20 protein-coding genes are annotated in these 19641 nt (G+C 63.6%); 13 read left to right on the top strand and 7 right to left on the bottom strand.

The annotated features are described in order from the left end of the window. Positions 1–5: 5 nt before the first annotated feature. Complete coding sequence (locus tag V6657_RS00325; RefSeq protein WP_338754768.1) at positions 6–1124, bottom strand: DUF6279 family lipoprotein; 1119 nt, start codon at positions 1122–1124, stop codon at positions 6–8. Between the two features lie 15 nt (positions 1125–1139). Between V6657_RS00325 and glmU the strand changes: the two genes are divergently transcribed. From glmU to V6657_RS00345, 4 genes are all read left to right on the top strand, one after another. Next, a complete protein-coding gene (gene glmU / locus V6657_RS00330) occupies positions 1140–2507 on the top strand; it encodes a bifunctional UDP-N-acetylglucosamine diphosphorylase/glucosamine-1-phosphate N-acetyltransferase GlmU (protein ID WP_048934476.1) in 1368 nt (455 codons plus the stop codon). 121 nt (positions 2508–2628) lie between these two features. Then, positions 2629–4467: a glutamine--fructose-6-phosphate transaminase (isomerizing) gene (gene glmS / locus V6657_RS00335; protein WP_048934477.1), complete on the top strand. Its 1839-nt coding sequence runs from the start codon at positions 2629–2631 to the stop codon at positions 4465–4467. A gap of 472 nt (positions 4468–4939) precedes the next feature. Next, positions 4940–5371 (top strand): hypothetical protein, encoded by a 432-nt coding sequence (locus V6657_RS00340; RefSeq protein WP_048934478.1) that lies wholly within the window; start codon positions 4940–4942, stop codon positions 5369–5371. Between the two features lie 150 nt (positions 5372–5521). Further along, positions 5522–5956, top strand: a complete 435-nt coding sequence (locus V6657_RS00345) for a hypothetical protein (protein WP_137884806.1) — start codon at positions 5522–5524, stop codon at positions 5954–5956. Positions 5957–6176: 220 nt separating this feature from the next. Here the strand turns inward: V6657_RS00345 and istB are convergent, their stop codons facing one another. The 6 genes from istB to V6657_RS00375 all read right to left on the bottom strand — a co-directional run bounded on the left by istB (position 6177) and on the right by V6657_RS00375 (position 11575). Then, a complete protein-coding gene (istB, locus tag V6657_RS00350; protein ID WP_004630242.1) occupies positions 6177–6962 on the bottom strand; it encodes an IS21-like element helper ATPase IstB in 786 nt (261 codons plus the stop codon). Then, the gene (gene istA, locus V6657_RS00355; protein WP_012760797.1) at positions 6952–8478 is read right to left on the bottom strand and encodes an IS21 family transposase; all 1527 of its coding nucleotides are present in this window, start codon (positions 8476–8478) and stop codon (positions 6952–6954) included. The genes istB and istA overlap by 11 nt, the downstream gene beginning before the upstream one ends. A 172-nt stretch (positions 8479–8650) precedes the next feature. After that, positions 8651–9058 (bottom strand): glutathione S-transferase, encoded by a 408-nt coding sequence (locus V6657_RS00360; protein ID WP_082170150.1) that lies wholly within the window; start codon positions 9056–9058, stop codon positions 8651–8653. Positions 9059–9094: 36 nt separating this feature from the next. Continuing rightward, positions 9095–9841, bottom strand: a complete 747-nt coding sequence (locus V6657_RS00365) for a glucose 1-dehydrogenase (protein WP_048933340.1) — start codon at positions 9839–9841, stop codon at positions 9095–9097. Between the two features lie 32 nt (positions 9842–9873). Next, entirely contained in the window at positions 9874–10707 is an 834-nt protein-coding gene (locus V6657_RS00370) for an alpha/beta hydrolase (protein ID WP_048933183.1), read from the bottom strand. Positions 10708–10828: 121 nt separating this feature from the next. Beyond that, positions 10829–11575 carry a glucose 1-dehydrogenase gene (locus tag V6657_RS00375; RefSeq protein ID WP_048933184.1) on the bottom strand — a complete coding sequence of 249 codons (747 nt, stop codon included), beginning with the start codon at positions 11573–11575 and terminating at the stop codon, positions 10829–10831. 164 nt (positions 11576–11739) lie between these two features. Here V6657_RS00375 and V6657_RS00380 point away from each other — a divergent pair, with 164 nt between their 5' ends. From V6657_RS00380 to V6657_RS00420, 9 genes are all read left to right on the top strand, one after another. Next, positions 11740–12642: a LysR family transcriptional regulator gene (locus V6657_RS00380; RefSeq protein ID WP_048933185.1), complete on the top strand. Its 903-nt coding sequence runs from the start codon at positions 11740–11742 to the stop codon at positions 12640–12642. Positions 12643–13020: 378 nt separating this feature from the next. Further along, on the top strand, positions 13021–13515 hold the full coding sequence (locus V6657_RS00385) for a hypothetical protein (RefSeq protein ID WP_048933186.1): 495 nt from the start codon (positions 13021–13023) through the stop codon (positions 13513–13515). After that, positions 13512–14120: a hypothetical protein gene (locus V6657_RS00390; RefSeq protein WP_048933187.1), complete on the top strand. Its 609-nt coding sequence runs from the start codon at positions 13512–13514 to the stop codon at positions 14118–14120. The genes V6657_RS00385 and V6657_RS00390 overlap by 4 nt, the downstream gene beginning before the upstream one ends. Before the next feature lie 25 nt (positions 14121–14145). Beyond that, complete coding sequence (locus tag V6657_RS00395) at positions 14146–14925, top strand: hypothetical protein (protein ID WP_048933188.1); 780 nt, start codon at positions 14146–14148, stop codon at positions 14923–14925. A 211-nt stretch (positions 14926–15136) separates the two neighbouring features. Continuing rightward, positions 15137–15706 (top strand): C39 family peptidase, encoded by a 570-nt coding sequence (locus V6657_RS00400; RefSeq protein WP_338754774.1) that lies wholly within the window; start codon positions 15137–15139, stop codon positions 15704–15706. Then, the gene (locus V6657_RS00405) at positions 15706–16512 is read left to right on the top strand and encodes a hypothetical protein (protein WP_048933190.1); all 807 of its coding nucleotides are present in this window, start codon (positions 15706–15708) and stop codon (positions 16510–16512) included. The genes V6657_RS00400 and V6657_RS00405 overlap by 1 nt, the downstream gene beginning before the upstream one ends. Positions 16513–16647: 135 nt before the next feature. Then, positions 16648–17964 (top strand): hypothetical protein, encoded by a 1317-nt coding sequence (locus V6657_RS00410; protein WP_048933191.1) that lies wholly within the window; start codon positions 16648–16650, stop codon positions 17962–17964. 358 nt (positions 17965–18322) lie between these two features. Next, positions 18323–18595 (top strand): DUF1145 domain-containing protein, encoded by a 273-nt coding sequence (locus V6657_RS00415; RefSeq protein ID WP_048933192.1) that lies wholly within the window; start codon positions 18323–18325, stop codon positions 18593–18595. A 96-nt stretch (positions 18596–18691) separates the two neighbouring features. Further along, entirely contained in the window at positions 18692–19603 is a 912-nt protein-coding gene (locus V6657_RS00420) for a patatin-like phospholipase family protein (protein ID WP_048933193.1), read from the top strand. Positions 19604–19641 lie beyond the last annotated feature (38 nt).

The raw sequence follows: 19641 nt of genomic DNA on the forward strand, positions 1-19641 counted from the left end.
GGCGTTCAATTGTTCTGCGCCTGATGCGCGGCGCCGGTCTCGCCGTCGCGCATCAGGTCACGCACATCGTTGATCCAACCCTGCAGGCGCTCGCGCGCATGTTGTTTCTGGCGCGGCGTCGTCAGATTGGCGATGGTGACCAGCATCGCGGTGTCCGCTTCCCGTCGCAGTTGCTGCTGGACGCCGCGCTCCCCGGGCGCGTGCTGCCACTGGTCGGCATAGGCGGTGAGCCACTGCACGACGGTCGCTTCGTCCGGGTGCTCCTGCTGCACGCGGGCAATCAGTGCCAGCCAGACTTTCTGGCGCGCGATGCGCTCGTCGTATCGGGCGGGGGTGCTGTCCACCATCGGGGCGATGGCTGACCGGATGGCCTCTTCCTGTGCGGCCGAGAAATTGCCGTACAGCAAACGGGCGTCTTCCATGACCTTCTTGAGGCGAGCGCGCAGGCGTTCTTCCGCATCGTCGTCCAAATAGCGGTGCTGGAACTTGTCGTTGCTCTCCTGCAGCTTCTTTTGTACATGCGCGAGCTGTGCAGGCGTGGTGCTCAACAGCAGGCGGGCGATGTCGGGTTTGGCCTGGTCGAAGGCTGCGCGCCCGAACTGCTGGAAAGCGTCTTGATACACGCGTATCTGCTGCGCGGAAACAGGCTGCTGCAAGTCGCTTTGTGCGCGCTCAAGCACGGCAGCCATGCGAGGCAGCTGATCTTGTCGATGCCATGTAAAGAAGCGCGCGATGGCCTCGCGCGTGGGAGCGGTCTGTGCGTCCTGCAGGTCGAATTGCCCGTCGATCCACCAGTAGGTGAGCCGGCTGCTTTGCTGGTAGCCGATTTTCATGGTGCTGCAGGCCTGCAGGCACCCCAACGAGACGACCGCCGCCAGCACGACCACCCAGCGGACTAACCGGCCTGGCAATGGCGCAATTGCAACAATTCGACCATTTGACGGGTTCAGCTGGGGGGGAGGCCCCATGTTAAAATTTTTCATCTGTGTCTTATACGCCGCAAATGCGCCCCATAGAAGGGTTTGCAGGCGGTCCGGCCAACTTGAGGGGAGGTGGCGGGCAGCAGGTTCCGGGCGGCTGTTGGCATGCCCGAATACCCGCCGCAGGCTATCGCTTCGAGTCACTCTAGGAACCTCCTTGTGAATATCGTCATCCTTGCCGCCGGCATGGGCAAACGCATGCGTTCCGCCCTGCCGAAAGTGCTGCACCCGCTGGCCGGCAAACCGCTGCTGGCCCACGTGATCGAAACCGCGCGGTCCATGTCGCCGACACGCCTGGTGGTGGTGGTGGGCCACGGCGGCGAGCGCGTGCGTGAGATGGTCGGCGCGCCCGATGTCACCTTCGCGACGCAGGAGCAGCAGCTCGGCACCGGCCACGCCGTCATGCAGGCGCTTGACCAGCTGGATGAGAGCGTGCCCACCCTGGTGCTCTATGGCGACGTGCCGCTCACCCGCGCAGAAACGCTCAATGCGCTGGTCGGTGCGGCCGGGCAGGATCATCTGGGCGTGCTGACCGTGCACCTGGATGACCCGACCGGCTACGGACGCATCGTGCGCGACGCTGCCGGCCGCATCACCCGCATCGTCGAGCAGAAGGACGCCAACGAAACACAGCTTGCCATTCACGAGGTCAACACCGGCATTCTGGTTTGCCCGACGGCCAAGCTCAAAACGTGGCTGGCCACGCTGTCGAACAACAACGCGCAGGGCGAGTACTACCTGACCGACGTGATTGAGCGCGCCGCCACCGACGGCGTGCCAATCACTTCCGCTCACCCGCTGGCCGAATGGGAAACGCTGGGCGTCAACAGCAAGGTGCAGCTGGCCGAGCTGGAACGCATTCACCAGCGCAACCTCGCGCAGCAACTGCTGGAAGACGGCGTTACGCTGGTCGACCCGGCGCGCATCGATATCCGCGGCCACCTGTCTTGCGGCCGCGATGTGGTGATCGACGTGAACTGCGTGTTCGAGGGCCGTGTGGCGCTGGCGGACGGCGTGCATGTGGGCGCCAACTGCGTGATCCGCGAATCGGCCATCCATGCCGGCGCCGAGATCCTGCCGTTCTGCCATATCGAGCAGGCCAGCGTGGGCGCCGACTCGCGCATCGGCCCGTATGCGCGCCTGCGCCCGGGCACGCAACTGGCCGAAGATGTGCACATCGGCAACTTTGTCGAGGTCAAGAACAGCCAGGTCGCGGCACACAGCAAGGCCAACCACCTGGCCTATGTGGGCGACGCCACGGTGGGCTCACGCGTGAACATTGGCGCTGGCACCATCACCTGCAACTACGATGGCGCGAACAAGTTCCGCACCGTCATTGAAGACGACGCCTTCATCGGCTCCGACTCGCAGCTCGTCGCGCCGGTGCGCGTGGGCAAGGGCGCAACGCTGGGTGCCGGCACCACGCTGACCAAGGATGCGCCGGATGGCAAGCTGACGGTCTCGCGTGCGCGCCAAGTCACCATTGACAGCTGGCAGCGCCCGGTCAAACAGAAGAAGGGCGCCTGAAGCGGCGTCGGATGCCCGCCTGCGCCGAACAGCGGATGCCGCTGCGGCGCACGAGCATCGATACTGAATGCGTACCGAGTACAGCGCATCACGGCGCTGTGCTCAAACTGGAGAAATCAACATGTGCGGTATCGTCGGCGCGGTTTCCACGCGCAATATCGTTCCCGTCCTGATCGAAGGCCTGCGCCGTCTGGAATACCGCGGCTACGACTCGTGCGGTGTTGCCGTGCAGCGCGATGGCCAGCTCGAGCGTGCGCGCACCGTGTCGCGCGTGGCCGACCTCGACACGCAGGCGCAGACCAGCCACCTGGACGGCGCCATCGGCATCGCCCACACGCGCTGGGCCACGCACGGCAAGCCGGATACCGTCAACGCCCACCCGCACTTCTCGGGCGACACCATCGCCCTGGTGCACAACGGCATCATCGAGAACTACGAAGCGCTGCGCGACGAGCTCAAGGCCGTCGGCTACGGCTTTGAATCGCAGACCGACACCGAGGTGGTCGCCCACCTGATCCACCAGGCCTATACGTACCCGAGCAGCGCCACGCGCGGCAACCTGTTTGCCTCGGTGCGCGCGAGCGTCAAGCGCCTGCATGGCGCCTACGCGATTGCCGTGTTCGCTCGCGACAACCCCGACGTGGTGGTGGGTGCGCGCGCAGGGTCGCCGCTGGTGGTGGCGCTGGGCGATGGCGAGTCGTTCCTCGCCTCCGACGCGCTGGCCGTGGCCGGCACCGCCAGCCGCATGGCCTACCTGGAAGAAGGCGACGTGGTGGAGATCACCCGCGAGGGCTTCACCGTGGTGGACGTGCATGACAAGCCGGCCGAGCGCGAGGTCAAGGAGGTTGGTGGGTACGCCGCCGCCGTGGAACTCGGCCCGTTCCGCCACTTCATGCAGAAGGAAATCTTCGAGCAGCCGCGCGCGCTGGGCGACACGATTGATGGCGTGCTGGGCTTTGGCCCCGACCTGTTCGGCCCGAATGCGGCCGAGGTGCTGTCCAAGGTCGACAGCGTGCTGATCCTGGCCTGCGGCACGAGCTACTACTCGGGCTGCACCGCCAAGTACTGGCTGGAGTCGATCGCTAAGATCCCGACACAGGTGGAAGTCGCCAGCGAATACCGCTATCGCGAGACGGTGCCCAACCCGAACGCGCTGGTCGTGGTGATCTCGCAATCGGGCGAGACCGCCGACACGCTGGCCGCGCTGCGCCACGCACGCGAACTGGGCCACAAGCACACGCTGGCTGTGTGCAACGTGGCGACCAGCGCCATGGTGCGCGAGACCGAACTCAAGTTCCTCACGCGTGCCGGCACGGAAATCGGTGTGGCCTCCACCAAGGCGTTCACCACGCAGCTGGCTGCGCTGTACATGCTGTCGCTGACGTTTGCCAAACTGCGCGGCCATCTGAGCGACGCGCAGGAAGAAGACGCCCTGCGCCACCTGCGCCACCTGCCGTCTGCACTGAACGCCGTGCTGGCGCTGGAGCCGCAGATCATCGCGTGGTCGGAAGAGTTTGCCCGTCGTGAGAACGCGTTGTTCCTGGGCCGTGGCCTGCACTACCCGATTGCCCTGGAAGGCGCGCTCAAGCTCAAGGAAATCTCCTACATCCACGCCGAGGCCTACCCGGCCGGTGAACTCAAGCACGGCCCGCTGGCCCTGGTGACCGACGAGATGCCGGTCGTGACGGTGGCCCCGAACGACGCGCTGCTCGAGAAGCTCAAGTCCAACATCCAGGAAGTGCGTGCACGTGGCGGCAAGCTGTATGTGTTTGCCGATGCCGACACGCACATCCAGTCGAGCGATGGTATTCAGGTGATCCGCATGCCGGAGCACTATGGGCAGCTCTCGCCGATCCTGCACGTGGTGCCGCTGCAATTGCTGGCGTATCACACGGCGCTGGCGCGTGGGACGGATGTGGATAAGCCGCGCAATCTCGCCAAGTCGGTCACAGTCGAGTAAACACGGTCGCTGTGCAAAAAAGAAGTAGCGATTTGAAATAGTTGTTGCGCCGCGTTTCAGAAGTTGTTGCGCCGCCGTCCGCGAATGCATTGTGGACATTGGGTTTCCCAGCGGCGCAACAATTAACTGAAACGCCAGGTGGACCGGGCAGACGTCCGGATTTGCGTCGGGTGTTCTTCTCTATCGAGCCTCTCTCTTTCGCCTCTCCACCCAGCGTCCCCCAAGCGCACGCCCAATGGCGCTACCCAACGCGACTCAGCGATTCCAGCGTTCGCGCAGAGCGCGCACTTCCACGATGAAGTCGTATGGGAGCCAGTATTGCGCGATGGGATGTTTGCGAGCCGCCAAGCATCGGGCTGATTAGAGGGGAATAGTGCATACCCTTGGCGGGAAGGCCTAGTGCCATTCGCACCGCGTCATATCTCTCTTCGTCTAGCAGTGCGTACCGGCTAGTTAGAACCTGACTGAACAGGTGTTCGAGAATTTTCTGAATGCATTCCCGCAGGAGCATGAGTTCTCCGCGCCGGTCAACTGGGCTTCGTTGGCCGGCCAGATTCAACGTGAGCTGGGTTGCGTTGTTCCAGAAGAGATAGTGAGTTTCTGGCGGGAAATCGGGGCAGGGTACTTTGGTGACCGGGTCCTCTACTTCTTTGGAGACCAAGTTGAAGGCGCCCCTCGTGACTCCCTTCTCGCCTGGAATGGGAAAGATTTTTGGCGCAGCATCTACCCACTGCCGCGCGATGGCGGGCCGGTCTTCTTTGCCGAGACCTGCTTCGGCGACCAGCTCGGATTTCGTCGGGAGAGCAACGGGGAACTCGTGTACGTTCTATTCAGCGTAGACACTTTTGATGCCTACTCTGTCGCACGAGGTGAAGGACATGGGCTTGGCCTCAAAGGTCTCTAGCGTCGATGCTAGCAGGCCAGCGCGGATTGACCTCTTTCGGCGAGGAGCAGATGTCGACGTCTGTGGCAGGATATGAGTTGAATCGACAACTCGCGGGCCTTGGCGGTCAGCGGCAGTCGAGAGAGTCTATAACTGACGTCGGAGGGTGCATTGATAGAAGCGCGCAAGTCTCAGTTTCCGTCGTTTCTTGCTGAAAGAATGCCGGTCCTTGTCGATTTCGCTGAACGACTTGGGTTCGCTGAGCCATACCGAATCCTCAACGAGCCGGCACTCTTTCTGCCGGGCCTGGACGCTTGGCTCCAACGGCAAGAGGTTAGCAGCGACGACCGAGCCTGGCTTCTTGCACGCTTGGCCTACTACGTTGGCGAGTACCTGGTCGTCCGCTATAGTGGTTCCTGGTCAGTCAATGACATCGAGGGTTCACGTTACTTCGGCCGATATGTGGTCGGCAACTTTGCGAAGGTATCGAACCGACACGCGCAAGTTGACCCCTACGAGATTGGTATGGACGCGCTCAAGACGAGCCCACCGACCTCGCTGGCAATAATCCTCAACCATGTTGAGGGAGAATTAGCGGCTGCCTAACCATGGCAAGCCAGTTCCGGTGCCGGAAGTCCGCCCTCGGCCAGCGGCGGTCGATTGACAACAGCGCGCATCGGCAATGCAGCCCACACTATGAGCGAAAATAGACGCGAGCACGCGGGCACGAAGCTTCTTCCGCTAGAACAGCCATATTCAACTGTGTTGATTTGCACCGAATCCTGACCCAGGATTTGCATCGAAAACTGACCCACCCCAAAGGCTGTTAGGTGTCGCTTTGTGCGGGTTGTTTGGCGGTGCGTTTCTCCTTCTTGGGCTGGGTGGTGCTGTGCTTGAAACGATAGCTATCGTTGCCGGTTTCAACAATGTGGCAGTGGTGCGTGAGGCGATCCAATAGCGCGGTGGTCATCTTGGCGTCCCCGAAGACGCTGGACCATTCGCCGAAGCTCAGGTTGGTGGTGATGACGAGGCTGGTGCGCTCGTAGAGCTTGCTGATCAGGTGGAACAGCAATGCGCCGCCGGTCTGGCTGAACGGCAGATAGCCCAGCTCATCGAGGATCACCAGGTCGGCATACATGAGTCGCGTGGCCAGGTGTCCCGGCTTGCCTGAGACCTTCTCCAGTTCCAACGCGTTGACGAGCTCCACGGTCGAGAAGAAGCGCACTCGACGGTGATGGTGCTCCACGGCCTGCACGCCGATGGCGGTGCCGAGATGGGTCTTGCCCGTACCTGGGCCGCCGACCAGCACGATGTTGTGCGCCGACTCGAGGAACTCGCAGCGGTGAAGCTGCCGCACCAGTGCTTCGTTGGCCTCGCTGCAACTGAAGTCGAAGCCGGTCAGGTCTCGGTAGGCTGGGAAGCGCGCCACCTTCATCTGATAGGCCAGCGAGCGCACCTCGCGCTCGGTGAGCTCGGCCTTGAGCAGACGCGACAGGATGGCCACGGCCGACTGGTAGGCCGGCGAGTCCTGCGCCGCCAGGTCGCCCAGCGCTTGTGCCATGCCGTGCAGCTTCAACGACTTGAGCATCTCCAACATGACTTCATGCTGCATGATGCACCTCCCGATCTCGCAAGCTGTCGTAGCGGCCGACGTTGGCCTGCGGTTCGACGTGCAGCGCCAGTGCCTGTGGTGAGGTGATCGGTGCCACGGGCTCGCCTTCCAGGAGGCGGCTGAGGATGTTCAGGATGGTTTGCTTGGACGGGGCACCCGCCTCCAGTGCGAGCTCCACCGCAGTGAGCACGGCCTGTTCGTCGTGCAACAGCACCAGCGCCAGGATCTCGACCATCTCGCGATCGCCACCAGGGCGTTTGAGCAGTGTGGATTGCAGGCGTCGGAAGCCCTCTGGCAGTTCGGCGAACGGTGCGCCGTTACGCAGCGCACCGGGCTTACGCTGCAGCACCGCGAGGTAGTGGTGCCAGTCATAGATTGTGCGCCCCGGAAGATGGCTACGGTCGATGTGCCGCACGTGCTCGGCAATCACCTGGCCTTCGGCCACGAACACGAGCCGATTGGCATAGACGCGCAGACTGATGGGCCGGTTGGCAAACGACGCCGGTACGCTGTAGCGGTTGCGCTCGAAGGTCACCAGGCAGGTTGGTGAGACGCGCTTGGTGTGCTCCACAAAGCCATCGAACGGCTGCCCCACGGGCATCAGGTGTGGCCGCTCCAGCGACCAGGCCTCCCAGAGGGTCATGTCCAGCTCAGGATGGCGGGTCTGCTGCCACAGCCGTACGCACTGGTCGGCCAGCCAGTCATTAAGTGCCGCCAGAGAGCCGAATGCAGGGATGCGTTGCCAGATGCGGTGACGGCTGTCCTGCACGTTCTTCTCTATCTGCCCCTTCTCCCAGCCCGAGGCCGGGTTACAGAACTCGGCGTCGAACAGGTAGTGGCTGACCATGGTGCTGAAGCGCAAGTTGACGTCACGCAACTTGCCCAGGCGCACGCGATCCACGGCGGTCTTCATGTTGTCGTAGATGCCGCGACGCGGGATACCGCCCCAGGCCACAAAGGCGTGGTGATGGGCATCGAACAGCATCTCGTGGGTCTGCAGCAGATACGCGCGCAGGAAGAATGCGCGGCTGTGGCTGAGCTTGAACTGAGCCACTTGCAGCTTGGTGCGCTCGCCGGCGATGACCGCCCAGTCCTCGCTCCAGTCGAACTGGAAGGCCTCACCCTCTGCGAAGCGCAGTGGGATAAAGGTGCCTCGCCCCGACGTGCGGGCTTGCTCCTGTTGCTCCTGGCGCCAGCGGCGAGCGAATGCGGCAACGCGATCGTAGGAGCCGGTGAAGCCCAAGGCACACAGATCAGTGTGGATCTGCTTGAGTGTGCGCCGTTGCTTGCGTGGCTTGTTGGCCTCGGTCTTGAGCCAAGCGGAGAGCTTGGCGGCATGGCCGTCGAGCTTGCTCGGACTCTGCCGTGCAGGATAGGCCGGTGCCGTGGTGTCAGCGCGCAGATAGCGCCTGACCGTGTTCCTGGAGATGCCCAGGCGTCTGGCGATCTCGCGCAGCGGGATCTGGTCGCGAAGATGCCAGCGTCGAATGATGCTCAGTATGGCCACGTCGATCACTCCGATCTCCCGCTCGTTGCCGAGCGGGACAGTGTTCTATACGTGGGTCAACATTCGATGCAAAAACCTACCTCGGGTGGGTCAGGATTCCGTGCAAATCAACATCAACTGCAAGCCGCGACGCTTCTGCAGCCAAGGAGTCTGTTGTCGCGGGCCTTATGTCTGGCATGGACTACTGGGCGATCTGCTCGTAGTCATGCGGTCCCGATATTGCGCGGCCTTTCAATCCAGCGACCTTGTTGCGGATCGCTTCCATCACGGCAGCGAATCCCTCCTGCTCGATGCGGCGATCCCACATCGAGATGACGGCCTGCTGCGCCGGCGTCGTGCCGAAGAGCGACGGCGTCGGATGGATGTCATCGAGGTAGCGGCTGATGACGGGCACTTCGCCGATGGCCGTGCCGTCATCCATGATCAGCGTCGGCACCACGCGGCGCGGATTGATGGCGCGGTAGGCGTCGCCATGCTGTTCGCCCTTGCCCAGGTCGACGGGGATCAACGTGGGTGTCAGGCCCTTCTCGGCCAGCAGGATGCGCACGCGGCGCGAATTGGGAGACGAGGTGGAGTGATAGAGCTTCATTTGAATTCCTTGAAAGATTAAAAGAGGGCGTGCGCCTCAGAGCTTGGAGCCGCCATCTACGCGCAGCGTGTCGCCGGTGATCCAGCGCGCTTGGTCTGAAACCAAGAATGCGACGGCGCTGGCGATGTCTTCGGGTTGGGCCAGGCGTTGCAGGGCCTGCATGCCCAGGGTCGCCTCGCGGCCAGCGTCGGTTTTGGTGAAGCTGGACATCTCGGTCTCGACAACGCCGGGTGCCACCGCGTTGACGCGGATGCCACGCGGCCCGAGCGCCGCAGCCCAGTGCTTCACCAGCGTGTCGATCGCACCCTTGGTGGCTGAGTACGCGGAGAGCGTGCCGACCGAAGCGTGTGCCGCCAGGGAAGACAGCAGGACGATGCTGCTGCCCTTGCACAGTGCGGGCAGCAGTTGCTGCACGAGGAAATACGGTGCACGCACGTTGACGGCGAAGAGTGCGTCAAAGTCCTCGACCGTCGTCTCCTCAAGCGTCGCGGCCTTGGCGATGCCGGCGTTGGCTACCAGCACGTCCAGCCGTCCACCGATGATGGCGCGAACACGCTCGGCCAATTGGTGAGGGCCTTCCGACGCGCGCAGGTCTGCCGCGATTTTCTCGGCCTTGCCGCCGGCGCGGCGAATCTCGTCGACGACCGCGGCCGCCTCCTTCTCGCCGCTGCCAAAGTGGACCAGGACCTGGGCGCCGGCCGCGGCCAATGCCAGGGCGGTGGCGCGGCCGATTCCGCGCGAGGCGCCAGTAACGAGCGCCGTCTTGCCTGTGAGTGAGTTCATGATGGCGATCTCCAAAGACGTTGCGCGTTCATTCAGGACAGGAACTGTTCGGCGTGCGCGACGAAGCGGTCCGGGTACTGATAGATCGAGCCGTGGTTGGCGTCGGGGTAGATCACCAGCTCTGCGTTTGGCAGGTGCTGCTGCAACGTGACCGAGTGGGCCGTCGGGATGATCACGTCGTTGCTGCCCTGAACGACCAGCGTGGGCTGCTTGATCGACTTCAGGTAGGCCAGCGCGTTCTCATCCGACGAGATCCACTTGCCGATCGCTTCGCCCTGGGCAGCGACGGTCTGCGCGCTCACCTCCGGATCGCGATCCTTACGAAGCCACTTGCGTTCGAGGAAGGCGAGTCCAGCCTTCTGACTGGCCTCGGACGGTGCGAAGTGCACCGCCAGCCAAAGATGTTCAGGCGGCTCGTAGCTGCCGGCGAAGATCTCTGCCGAACGGCTGGCCGTCATGTCGTTGCCGCGATAGCCCGTGCCGACGAGGATGATCTTGCGGACGAGATCACCACCCTGCAGTGCGATCTCCTGTGCGACAAAGCCGCCAATCGAGATGCCCAGCACATCGACTTGCTCCAGGCCGAGCGCGCGGATGAAGGCAATCGCGTTGGCGCCCATCTCCGGGAAGCTGGTCGGCGTCTGGCCGGATGAACTGGACACGCCGGCGTTGTTGAAGAGGATCACCTCACGCGTCTGGGCCAGGCCATCGGTTACGGCCGGGTCCCAATAGTCCATGGTGCCGGTGTAGTGCTGGTTGAAAATAATCGGCACGCCTCCCGACTTGCCGAACCGGCGATAGGCGAAGCGGATGCCGTTGGCCTCGACGTGTTGGGTCGGGGCGGTGTGGTGAGTGAAGGTAGGCATGGTCGTGTTCCTGATGAGGTTGGCGCAATCCTTGAGCGGGCAAAGCGCTGCCCGGCCCCGGTGTAAACCGGGGCGTTGCGTGGAAGACGGGAAGGGCCGCGCCGGCTTGGCGCGGCTCGGATCAGCCGGCGGTCTTGCCGCCGTCGACCGTGACGATCTGGCCGGTCACGAAGGCTGCGGCCTCCGAGGCCAGAAAGCGCACGGCCGCCGCGATCTCAGCCGGCTTGCCGACGCGACCCAGCGGCACGCCCGAAGCGAGTGCGGCCTTGTTCTCCGGTGTGCCGGTGAAGCGGTCCAGCATGCCGGTATCGGTCGGTCCGGGGGCCACGGCGTTGACGCGAACGCCCGAGGCAGCCACTTCGAGTGCGGCCGACTTGGTCATGCCTTCGACCGCGTGCTTGCTGCCGGCGTACACCGATGCATAAGCCGCACCTTCGTGCCCATAGGTCGACGAGATGTTGACGATGCTGCCGCTGCCCTGGGCGGTCATCACGCGCAGCTCATGCTTCATGCTCAGCAGCGTGCCTAGCACGTTGGTGTCGAAGGTGGCGGCGTAGCTGTCAGCGGTCTGGTTGACGATCAGGCCGGGCTGGCCTTCGGTGCCGGCGTTGTTGACGGCCACGTCAAGGCGCCCGAAGTGGGCCACGGTCTGGTCCACCAGATCCTGAACCTCGCGGTCGTGCCGGACGTCGGCCTGGATGAAGTGGGCTTCGGCACCCAGCTGACGGAGTTCGGACTCCAGCGCCTTGCCTTCGGCCGGCCGACGGCCAGAGATGACGAGACGGGCGCCGCTGTCGGCGAATGCCAGGGCGGTGGCGCGGCCGATGCCGGTCAGCGCGCCGGTGATGAGAATGACGGGATGGTTCATGATAGGTTCCTTGAGGTATGACTGTGGATGCATGGGGCGAGGGGCCGTTTCCGTTGTCTGGAAGCCGCTGCCCCCGTCGCCATGGAAGAGAATTTAGGGATTTCCGCCCCGGAACAAAAAGACTTTGTAAGCTGGTGGGGATGCCTGAAATGCATGGGGCACGTATGGAACTGAGACATCTGCGTTACTTCATCGCCGTGGCCGAGACCGGCAGCCTGACGGTGGCCGCCGAGCGGCGGTTGCACACCTCCCAGCCTTCACTGAGCCGGCAGATCCGCGATCTGGAGGACCAAGTGGGCGTGGAACTGCTGAGCCGCAGCGCGCGCGGTGTCGAACTGACGCCGGCGGGGAAGGCCTTCATCGATCACGCGCGATTGGCGCTGAGCCAGGTCGATGCGGCAATCGAGGCTGCGCGTCGGGCCGCGCAGCCGAGCAAACAGCGCTTCGCGCTGGGCTTCCTGACGGGACAGGAGATGACCTGGCTGCCGAAGGCGCTACACCTGCTGCGCGATGAGCTGCCGAATATCGACGTGACGGTCTCCAGCGATTACTCACCAGACCTGGCGGATGCCTTGGCGCGAGGCCGGCTCGACCTGGCTTTTCTGCGCGCCGAGCCGGGCTTTGATCTGGACTACACAACGGTCGGGCGCGAGCCCCTGGTCGTGTTGATGCCGAGCGACCATGCACTGGCCGCGCAAGAGCGCATCCGGCCGCAACAACTGGTGGGGCAGCCCTTTGTGGGGATGGCCAACAAGGCTCGGGTGCTGCGTGCGGTTGTGGAGGACTATCTGCAGCGCGAAGGCGTGTCGCTGACGCCCACGCAGGGTGTGGACAACCCGGCAATGGTGATGTCGCTGGTGGCCTCGACGCGGGGGCTTGCACTGATTCCCGACTATGTGGAGAACCTGCTGCCGTGGTCCGTGGTGAGCCGGCCGCTGGCGGGAGACGTGCCAATGATCGATCTCGTCGTCGGCCACAGCCGATCCAACGCTTCACCGATCCTCAAGCTGTTCTTGTCCCGCCTCAGCGAACTGGCCCCGCGGGCGCCGGACGAGCAACGCCGCTAAGGACCCCTTAGGGGCAGGTGGCTGTCGACCTGCAGCCGCCTGACAAATCCGAACCACCCATGCATCGCGCGAAACAGGACGTGATGCGGTGGGGCTGCCTATTCATTGCATGAGCAAGCTTGTTGCCCGACAAGGTTGCATCCAGCCAGAACAACGAGATTCAAACACCATGTGGTGATGTGCTGAATGCGGGCGATTTCCAGTTCGCGCCAGCTTGCGACTCCAAAAATTCAATGACCTGCCTGTTTCAGCCATGACACAAAAATGCGTGCTTGAGCAACACACTGTCATTGGGCTAGGGTGAATTTCTAAGCGAATCAAGAGGTTAGTCGCCATGGCATAGATGTCGCTATACGCCCCCCCGGGGAGGAGCGAGCCATGCCGACAATCACCTCGCAGCGCCATGTCTGGCGCTTGCCAATCAATTGCGCGATCGCGCTAGCCGTACTGGCCACAGGCCCAGCGATGACGCCCGCGCTTGCGGATGAGGGCGACATCATCGTCCAGCGCGATGTCACGCCGCGCATCGCCTATCGGGGCGTGTCCACTGACTCCTTGCCGGTGCGCACCGCGGTTAGCCCGTTTCCTACCCAGGCGTTCAATCAATCCGTTGGGTCGGTCATGTCTGTGCTCTCTGACGGAGAACTCAGCACGTCGCATGCATCCGCCGCCAACACCACCGCCGGATTGCAGCATGTGCTGACTTCGCAGTCGAGCGGGGTGCAGCCCGCAGCGGGCGGGCTCGCAGTTGGAACCGCCGTAGGTGGTGCGGCCGTTGGCGGTGTGGGTGGCCAAGTGGTGCAGGCCACGGCCGGCATCGCTTCGCAGATCAGTGGTGCGCTGGCGCCGCTCTCACGAGGTGGTCAGCCGTGAAGTCGCTAACGCTGCCCCACGTTGTGGTGGCGATGAGCATCGTGGCGACCGGCGCGGCATGGGCCCAGGGGACACCGCTGTCTGCCGTGATTGATGGGGATGCCGCTGCCAACACGGCCGGACGCATCGCCGTCAATCAGGTGTCGGGGGGCGGTAATGCCCAGGCGAACCTGGCGGCCTTGTCTACCGATGCAGCCGGCGTCGTGTCATCCCAGGTTGTCGGGCGAGCCGCGCCGGGCCTGTCGGCATCGAGCCGCCTGGCGGGGTCTTCCTTCAATGGCGCGGCGGGGCTCGTGTCGATCAACCAGGCCAGCGGTGCCGGCAATGCGCAAGTGAACGTCGCGGTGATCGCCCCCACCGCTTCTGTTGTGCAACAGCAATCCCACCATATTGAGTCGCTCGCCGACAGTGCGCTGTCTGGCGTAGCTGCGCAGTCTCGTCGTCAGGATGCCGCGCCCGCGGCGGAGGGCAGGCAAGACGCGTCGATTGCATCGACCGCGTTGCGCAATACCTCCGGCGTTGTGCAGGTGAACCAGGCGGCAGGAACGGGGAATGTCGTGTCCAACGTCTTTGTGCTCCGTCCCCCGGCGGGCACTCTTTTTTAACGGCAACAAAGGAAGGGAGATCACCATGAAAGCCAAACTGACTGCCATTGCTGTACTCGCCCTGCTTGCTGCAGGTGCCGCCCAGGCCCAGGGCCGCGACGAAGGTCCGCGCTCATCCGGGGCGGTCATCAGCAACGTGACCGAGATCAGCAATGACATCTATGTGCGGGGCTACGGCCTGGCACTGGGTTTTGTGCCGTTCAGCTCGGAATCGTCGGCCGTTGTCGATTCCACGCAGACCAGCAACAACAACTCGGTCGACCTGCCGCGCGGCAGCAACAAGGCGACGGTTGATGGGCAAGCGCTCAAGGGCGCGCAGGGTGCGGTTGGCGTGAACGTAACGGCAGGCGCAGGCAACGTGCAGTCCAACGACGTGGCACTGGCTGCAGTGGATGCAGGCAAGGTGTTTGCCTCCGCGCAGGTGTTCAACACCCAGTCGGACCCGGGTGAGTCTCTGGCAATCGGCAATGCCGTCAACAAGGCATCGCTGGGCGGCAGCGCACTCAACGGCGCCAAGGGCACCATCGGCGTGAACATTGCCGCGGGTGCAGGCGAGCTGCAAGAGAACGGCTTGGCGGCCTCGACCAACAGCTCGGGCCGTATCGCCAAGGCAACCGACTACAACAAACAGTCGGCCGACAACAACTCGCTGCGTCTGAACGGTTGCGATCCGACCAACGTTGCATCGCTGAACGGTACCGCGCTGATGAACGCCATGGGCAATATCGGCGTGAACATCGCCGCTGGCGCGGGTAACCTGCAGCACAACGGTCTGGCAATCGCCACCGCCAAGGGCGCGAACTAAAGCAACGTCCGTTCACCCGGCCGCGAGCCAGCGGTCGGGTGTCTGGTCCCCTTGGGGGGGAGTCATGCGACTGAACCGGCGATCAATGGGCACGATTGGGCTGTGTCTCGTCTGCACATGCGGTTTATGGGCAGCGCAGGCAAGCGCCCAGGAGAGCGCGATCGCTTTACGCGCGGACAGTGAGATGCCGTTGAACAAGCCGGTCAAGAGCATGGCGGAGTTGCGCTATCGCAGCGTGATGCGCCAGCAGCAGGATTTCAGTTGCGGGGCTGCCGCGGTCGGCACGTTGCTGCGCTATGGCTATGGCATGGACATCGACGAGCGCCGGGTGATTGCTGACATGATGAACGTGAGCGACCCAAAGCAGGTCGCCGAGCAGGGATTCTCCATGCTCGATATGCGCAACTACGTGCAGACACTGGGCTTTCGCGGCCGTGGCTACCGTGTCGATATGGCGGCGTTGCGTGATCTGGCGATCCCGGTGATCGTCTTGCTGAGCTTGAACGGGTACCAACACTTCGTGGTCGTCAAACGTGCGGCCCAGGGGCGGGTGTTCATCGCCGACCCCGCGCTGGGTAACCGCATCATGCAGGAATGGGAATTTGCGCCTGCGTGGAACGGCCTTGTCTTCGCAATTGTCGGCGACGTGTCCGTTCAGGCCGATTCCGGATTGATGCAGACCAATGCTCCTACCCTGCGTGCGCGTGAGAATGCCGCGTTCTCCGGTGGGGCGCTGCCGATCCAGATGGAATTCGGGCCTGCTCGGTGGGACCTGTTCTGATGAAAACCAAGACACTCGCATGGATGCTGCCGCTGGCGTATGCCGGCTGGTGTGCCGGCGCCAGCGCAGGGACGCTTCCCAACCTTGCCGAGGCGTCCGATGCGCACGATAGTGCCGTGTTGTTTCATTCCGGTACCGTTGTCGAGCTGGCCGATGATGGCGAGCTGGCGCAACAGCGCGGCAAATACCTGGGCGCCAGCATTGTGAGCGGCTTCATGATTGAAATGGCCTCGCAATGGCGCAACGAGGCCGGTCAGGCAGCGGCTGAAGCCCGAATGCTGGCGACCAATCTGCGTAGCAGTACCGCCAATGTTGCGGCGAGCACGCAGGCATCCGTGCAGATGGGCGCCGGCGCGCTAGCAGGCGCCTCATCCGGGGCGACCGCCTCAGGTGGGGCAGGGGTACAGGTCAACGGTGTCGGCCAGGTGACACAGGTGGCTGGCAACAACAATCTGGCTAGTAACACCACATCCATCTCGATGCAGACCGCTCCATTGCCTACACTGCCTTCGGGCAGTGCGTTGGCGACGGCGGCACAGAATGGATTTACCGCTCAGGCCCAGGCGGGCGCGGGCGGCGTGCAGGTTGCCATCACCAGCCCGATGGGCGTTGCCTCGCAGTCGGTGACACCCAATCTGGCCGGGGCGGCGGGGAGCGTGATGCAGGTGGCGCAAATGGCGGGCAATGCGCAGCTGATTGCCAACCAGTTGTCGATCCAGCTGCAGATTCAGACAATGTCGCGCCAACAGCTGGCACAGATCGGCGTGGCGCAGGCATTGCAGTCGGTGGCGGGTTTACGCCGCTAGACTTGGCGAGGCAGAATTCCCTATAACGACGCAATAAAAGAACGCACAGGCAGGCTGAGAGTCGGCGCTTGGCAATTGGGCCAGTGTGCCGGAATGGGGGCTTTTCAGCCTCCGCCTTGCTTTCCGGGGGGAAACATGGGACACCGACGCACGGCAGTGGCGTGGGCAGTGGCATGTTGGTCGTTGCTTCCTGCAGCGGCCTGGGCGCAATCGGCACAGTCCGACGACAACTCCTTCGACGCGCGGCTGGCGCGCCTGCAGCGCATCATTGAACGGCAGCAGAAGATCATTGACGCGTTGGAAGAGCGTGTCGGCGATCTGGAGCTAGTGCGCGTGCGCGGTCGAGGTGTCGGCGGCGGCAACACACGGGCACCAGCGGCAGCCTCAACGACAGCAACACAAACGCCTTCAGCCGCACTGGTTGCCCAATCCGGCAGCACGGCGCCTGCATCGGAAAGCACAACCGCCGCCCGCCCAGATCCCAATGACAAGCCTCGCATCCAGAGCAAGGACCTTGTCTTCCAATCTGAGCATGCTCCGCTATTCGAGCGACGTTTCACGCTCGATACCGGCATCAGCTACAGCTACTACGATCGCCGCAATCTCGCGCTTTCGGGCTTTCTGGCGTTGGATGCGATCTTCCTCGGGCAGATCAACCTGGTCCAAACCAAGGCCAACGTCACCACCTTCGACATCACAGGCCGCTACGGCTTTAGCGATCGGCTGAGTGCGGATTTCACGGTGCCGGCGGTGTACCGTTCCAGCACGTTCTTCAGCGGCGGCGCGGGCGGGGCGTCGAGCACGGTAAGCGAGGCAGACAAGTCCTCCGCTGGCCTGGGCGACGTGAGTGCCGGCATTTACTACCAACTCGTCAAAGAGTCTGCGGATTGGCCGGACATTGTGGGTAGCTTCCGCGTGCGTGCACCCACGGGGCGCTCACCGTTCGGCATCAAGCTGATCCAGGCCGACAGCAATAACAACAACCTGATCATCGACCAGCAACTGCCCACGGGCAACGGTGTGTGGAGCGGCACGCTGGGCATGTCGTTTCTGAAGACGTACGACCCGGTGGTGCTGTTTGCCAATGCCAGCTACACGTACTTTGTGCCGCGCTCGTTTGCCGACCTCTCGTCCACGGCGGGCGTGGTGCAGCCGGGCAAGGTCAAGCTGGGCGATACCATCACGTTGGGCGGGGGGCTGGCGCTGGCACTGAACGACCGCACGGCGCTGACGATGGCGTATAGCACCGCGTTCTCAGGCAACACCCACATCACGCCGGACGGCGGTGCGGAGCAATCGGTCGTAGGCAGCAAGACCAACGTTGGCACGATGACCTTCGGCATCAGCCATGTGCTGACGAAGAATCTGTCGATCAGCGCGACGTTGGCGATGGGTCTGACACCGGATGCCCCCAACTACGTCTTCACGCTACGCTTCCCATACACCTGGTAATTGCTCAAGGTGGCGCCTGCTGGCGAACCGCATGGCGTCACCCCCCCCCCATGAGGCAGTTTGATTGACCTGGCGCGGCAGGCGATGATCACTCCGGCTGCCCGAAGCTCGGGGGCAAGATTGCGTACACGCCGTGCATGCGCAATTCGGCTTCACGGGACGGTACATCCAGATCTGTCTCTGCGAAGCGCATCACCTTAGTCTGCACGTCGCTGCGATCGATCGTGCAGTTCACGGGAGGGGGCGAGGTCTGCGCGCAGATGTGTCGCGTTTAAAGCGCCCGCGCCCGGTCACGCGCCCGTTATGCTGCCGTGACGCTGAATCCGTATTCAATACCCACACTTCGGGAGACGTCCGCGTGTTCTATTTCCTCAACAAGGTGCTATTGCTCGTCGTGTATGGCGTTGCACTGGGTAGCTATGTCACGCCGCTGCCACTCTCGCCGGACGTCATCTATGGGGTGCGCATCGCGGCCCTGGTGCTGCTGGCCGCGCATGTGCTGGAAGTGATGTTCTGCTTCCGGAAGATCGCGCTGCACAAAGGACCGTTGTTCGACAGTGTGCTGTTGACGCTGCTGTTTGGCTTCCTGCACTGGAAGCCGATGGCGGATGCCGCCCGGAACGCACGCTGATCGCCTCTCGCACGCCTAGCCGCAACCGCCGTCGCGGTCTACTCTGATCGAGTCTTCCCCTCAGCGCTCCGACTTTGTTGCGGCGCGGAATCGATCATGGACAGAGCGGAGCGAACAGCGTTTGTCTTTGCCGGCGGCGGCAGCCTGGGTGCCATCGAGGCCGGCATGCTGCGCGAGCTGGTAGCGTCGGGCGTCGTCCCGGACATGGTGATTGGCGCGTCGGCCGGCGCCATCAATGCCGCTTTCTTCGCGTGCAACCCGCATGCTGCAGGCACAGCACAGCTCGAAGCGCTCTGGCGCGGCGTGCGCCGTGCGGATGTGATGCCATGGTCGTGGCGTGCCATGTTCGGCATGCTGGGCGGCAGGCGTGCGCATCTGGTGGATGCGTCCGGTTTGGCACGGCTGCTGACGCGGCATTTTTCGGAGGCCATGCTGGAGGCGGCGGCGTTGCCGCTGCACGTGGTGGCCACCGACATGCAGACGGGCGCCGAGGTGGTGCTGTCGTCGGGCCAGATCGTGCAGGCGGTGCTGGCCAGTGCGGCCATTCCTGGGGTGTTTCCGCCTGTGCGCGTGGGCGATCGCTTGCTGATCGATGGCGGTGTCGCCAACAACACGCCGATCTCCGCCGCCATCCGCCTGGGTGCCACGCGTGTGGTTGTGCTGCCGGCCGGCTTTGCCTGCGCAGACCGGCGTGCCCCGCGCAGCGCCATCGAGCACGCGCTTAACGCGCTGTCATTGCTGGTGGCGCGCCAACTGGTGCAGGACTTGGAGCGCTGGGCGGGGCAGGTGCCGATTGCCGTGGTGCCGCCGCTGTGCCCGCTTGACGTATCACCCTATGACTATGCCCGCTGCGGCGAGCTGATCGACCGTGCCGCTGCTGCCACCGCCGCGTGGCTGGCGGCAGATGGCCTGGCAGGAACCGGCATTCCCAGCGCCCTGCGCGAGCACCATCACAACGAAGATCACCCAAGCTGCAGCGTCGACCCGCACGCCATGCCGACCGCCTGACACCGTGCCCGCCTGGTGGCAGAAGCCGTATGCTCATG

It is taken from the genome of Ralstonia sp. RRA, from assembly GCF_037023145.1.
GTDB lineage: Bacteria > Pseudomonadota > Gammaproteobacteria > Burkholderiales > Burkholderiaceae > Ralstonia.

Excerpts from the sequence above, each read along its gene's own strand:
- V6657_RS00410 (WP_048933191.1), top strand. The coding sequence starts at position 16,648 with ATGGGACACCGACGCACGGCAGTGGCGTGGGCAGTGGCATGTTGGTCG.
- V6657_RS00360 (WP_082170150.1), bottom strand. The coding sequence starts at position 9,058 with ATGAAGCTCTATCACTCCACCTCGTCTCCCAATTCGCGCCGCGTGCGC.
- V6657_RS00420 (WP_048933193.1), top strand. The coding sequence starts at position 18,692 with ATGGACAGAGCGGAGCGAACAGCGTTTGTCTTTGCCGGCGGCGGCAGC.
- V6657_RS00405 (WP_048933190.1), top strand. The coding sequence starts at position 15,706 with ATGAAAACCAAGACACTCGCATGGATGCTGCCGCTGGCGTATGCCGGC.
- V6657_RS00385 (WP_048933186.1), top strand. The coding sequence starts at position 13,021 with ATGCCGACAATCACCTCGCAGCGCCATGTCTGGCGCTTGCCAATCAAT.
- istB (WP_004630242.1), bottom strand. The coding sequence starts at position 6,962 with ATGCAGCATGAAGTCATGTTGGAGATGCTCAAGTCGTTGAAGCTGCAC.
- V6657_RS00365 (WP_048933340.1), bottom strand. The coding sequence starts at position 9,841 with ATGAACTCACTCACAGGCAAGACGGCGCTCGTTACTGGCGCCTCGCGC.
- V6657_RS00375 (WP_048933184.1), bottom strand. The coding sequence starts at position 11,575 with ATGAACCATCCCGTCATTCTCATCACCGGCGCGCTGACCGGCATCGGC.
- V6657_RS00380 (WP_048933185.1), top strand. The coding sequence starts at position 11,740 with ATGGAACTGAGACATCTGCGTTACTTCATCGCCGTGGCCGAGACCGGC.
- V6657_RS00370 (WP_048933183.1), bottom strand. The coding sequence starts at position 10,707 with ATGCCTACCTTCACTCACCACACCGCCCCGACCCAACACGTCGAGGCC.
- V6657_RS00395 (WP_048933188.1), top strand. The coding sequence starts at position 14,146 with ATGAAAGCCAAACTGACTGCCATTGCTGTACTCGCCCTGCTTGCTGCA.
- glmS (WP_048934477.1), top strand. The coding sequence starts at position 2,629 with ATGTGCGGTATCGTCGGCGCGGTTTCCACGCGCAATATCGTTCCCGTC.
- V6657_RS00400 (WP_338754774.1), top strand. The coding sequence starts at position 15,137 with ATGGCGGAGTTGCGCTATCGCAGCGTGATGCGCCAGCAGCAGGATTTC.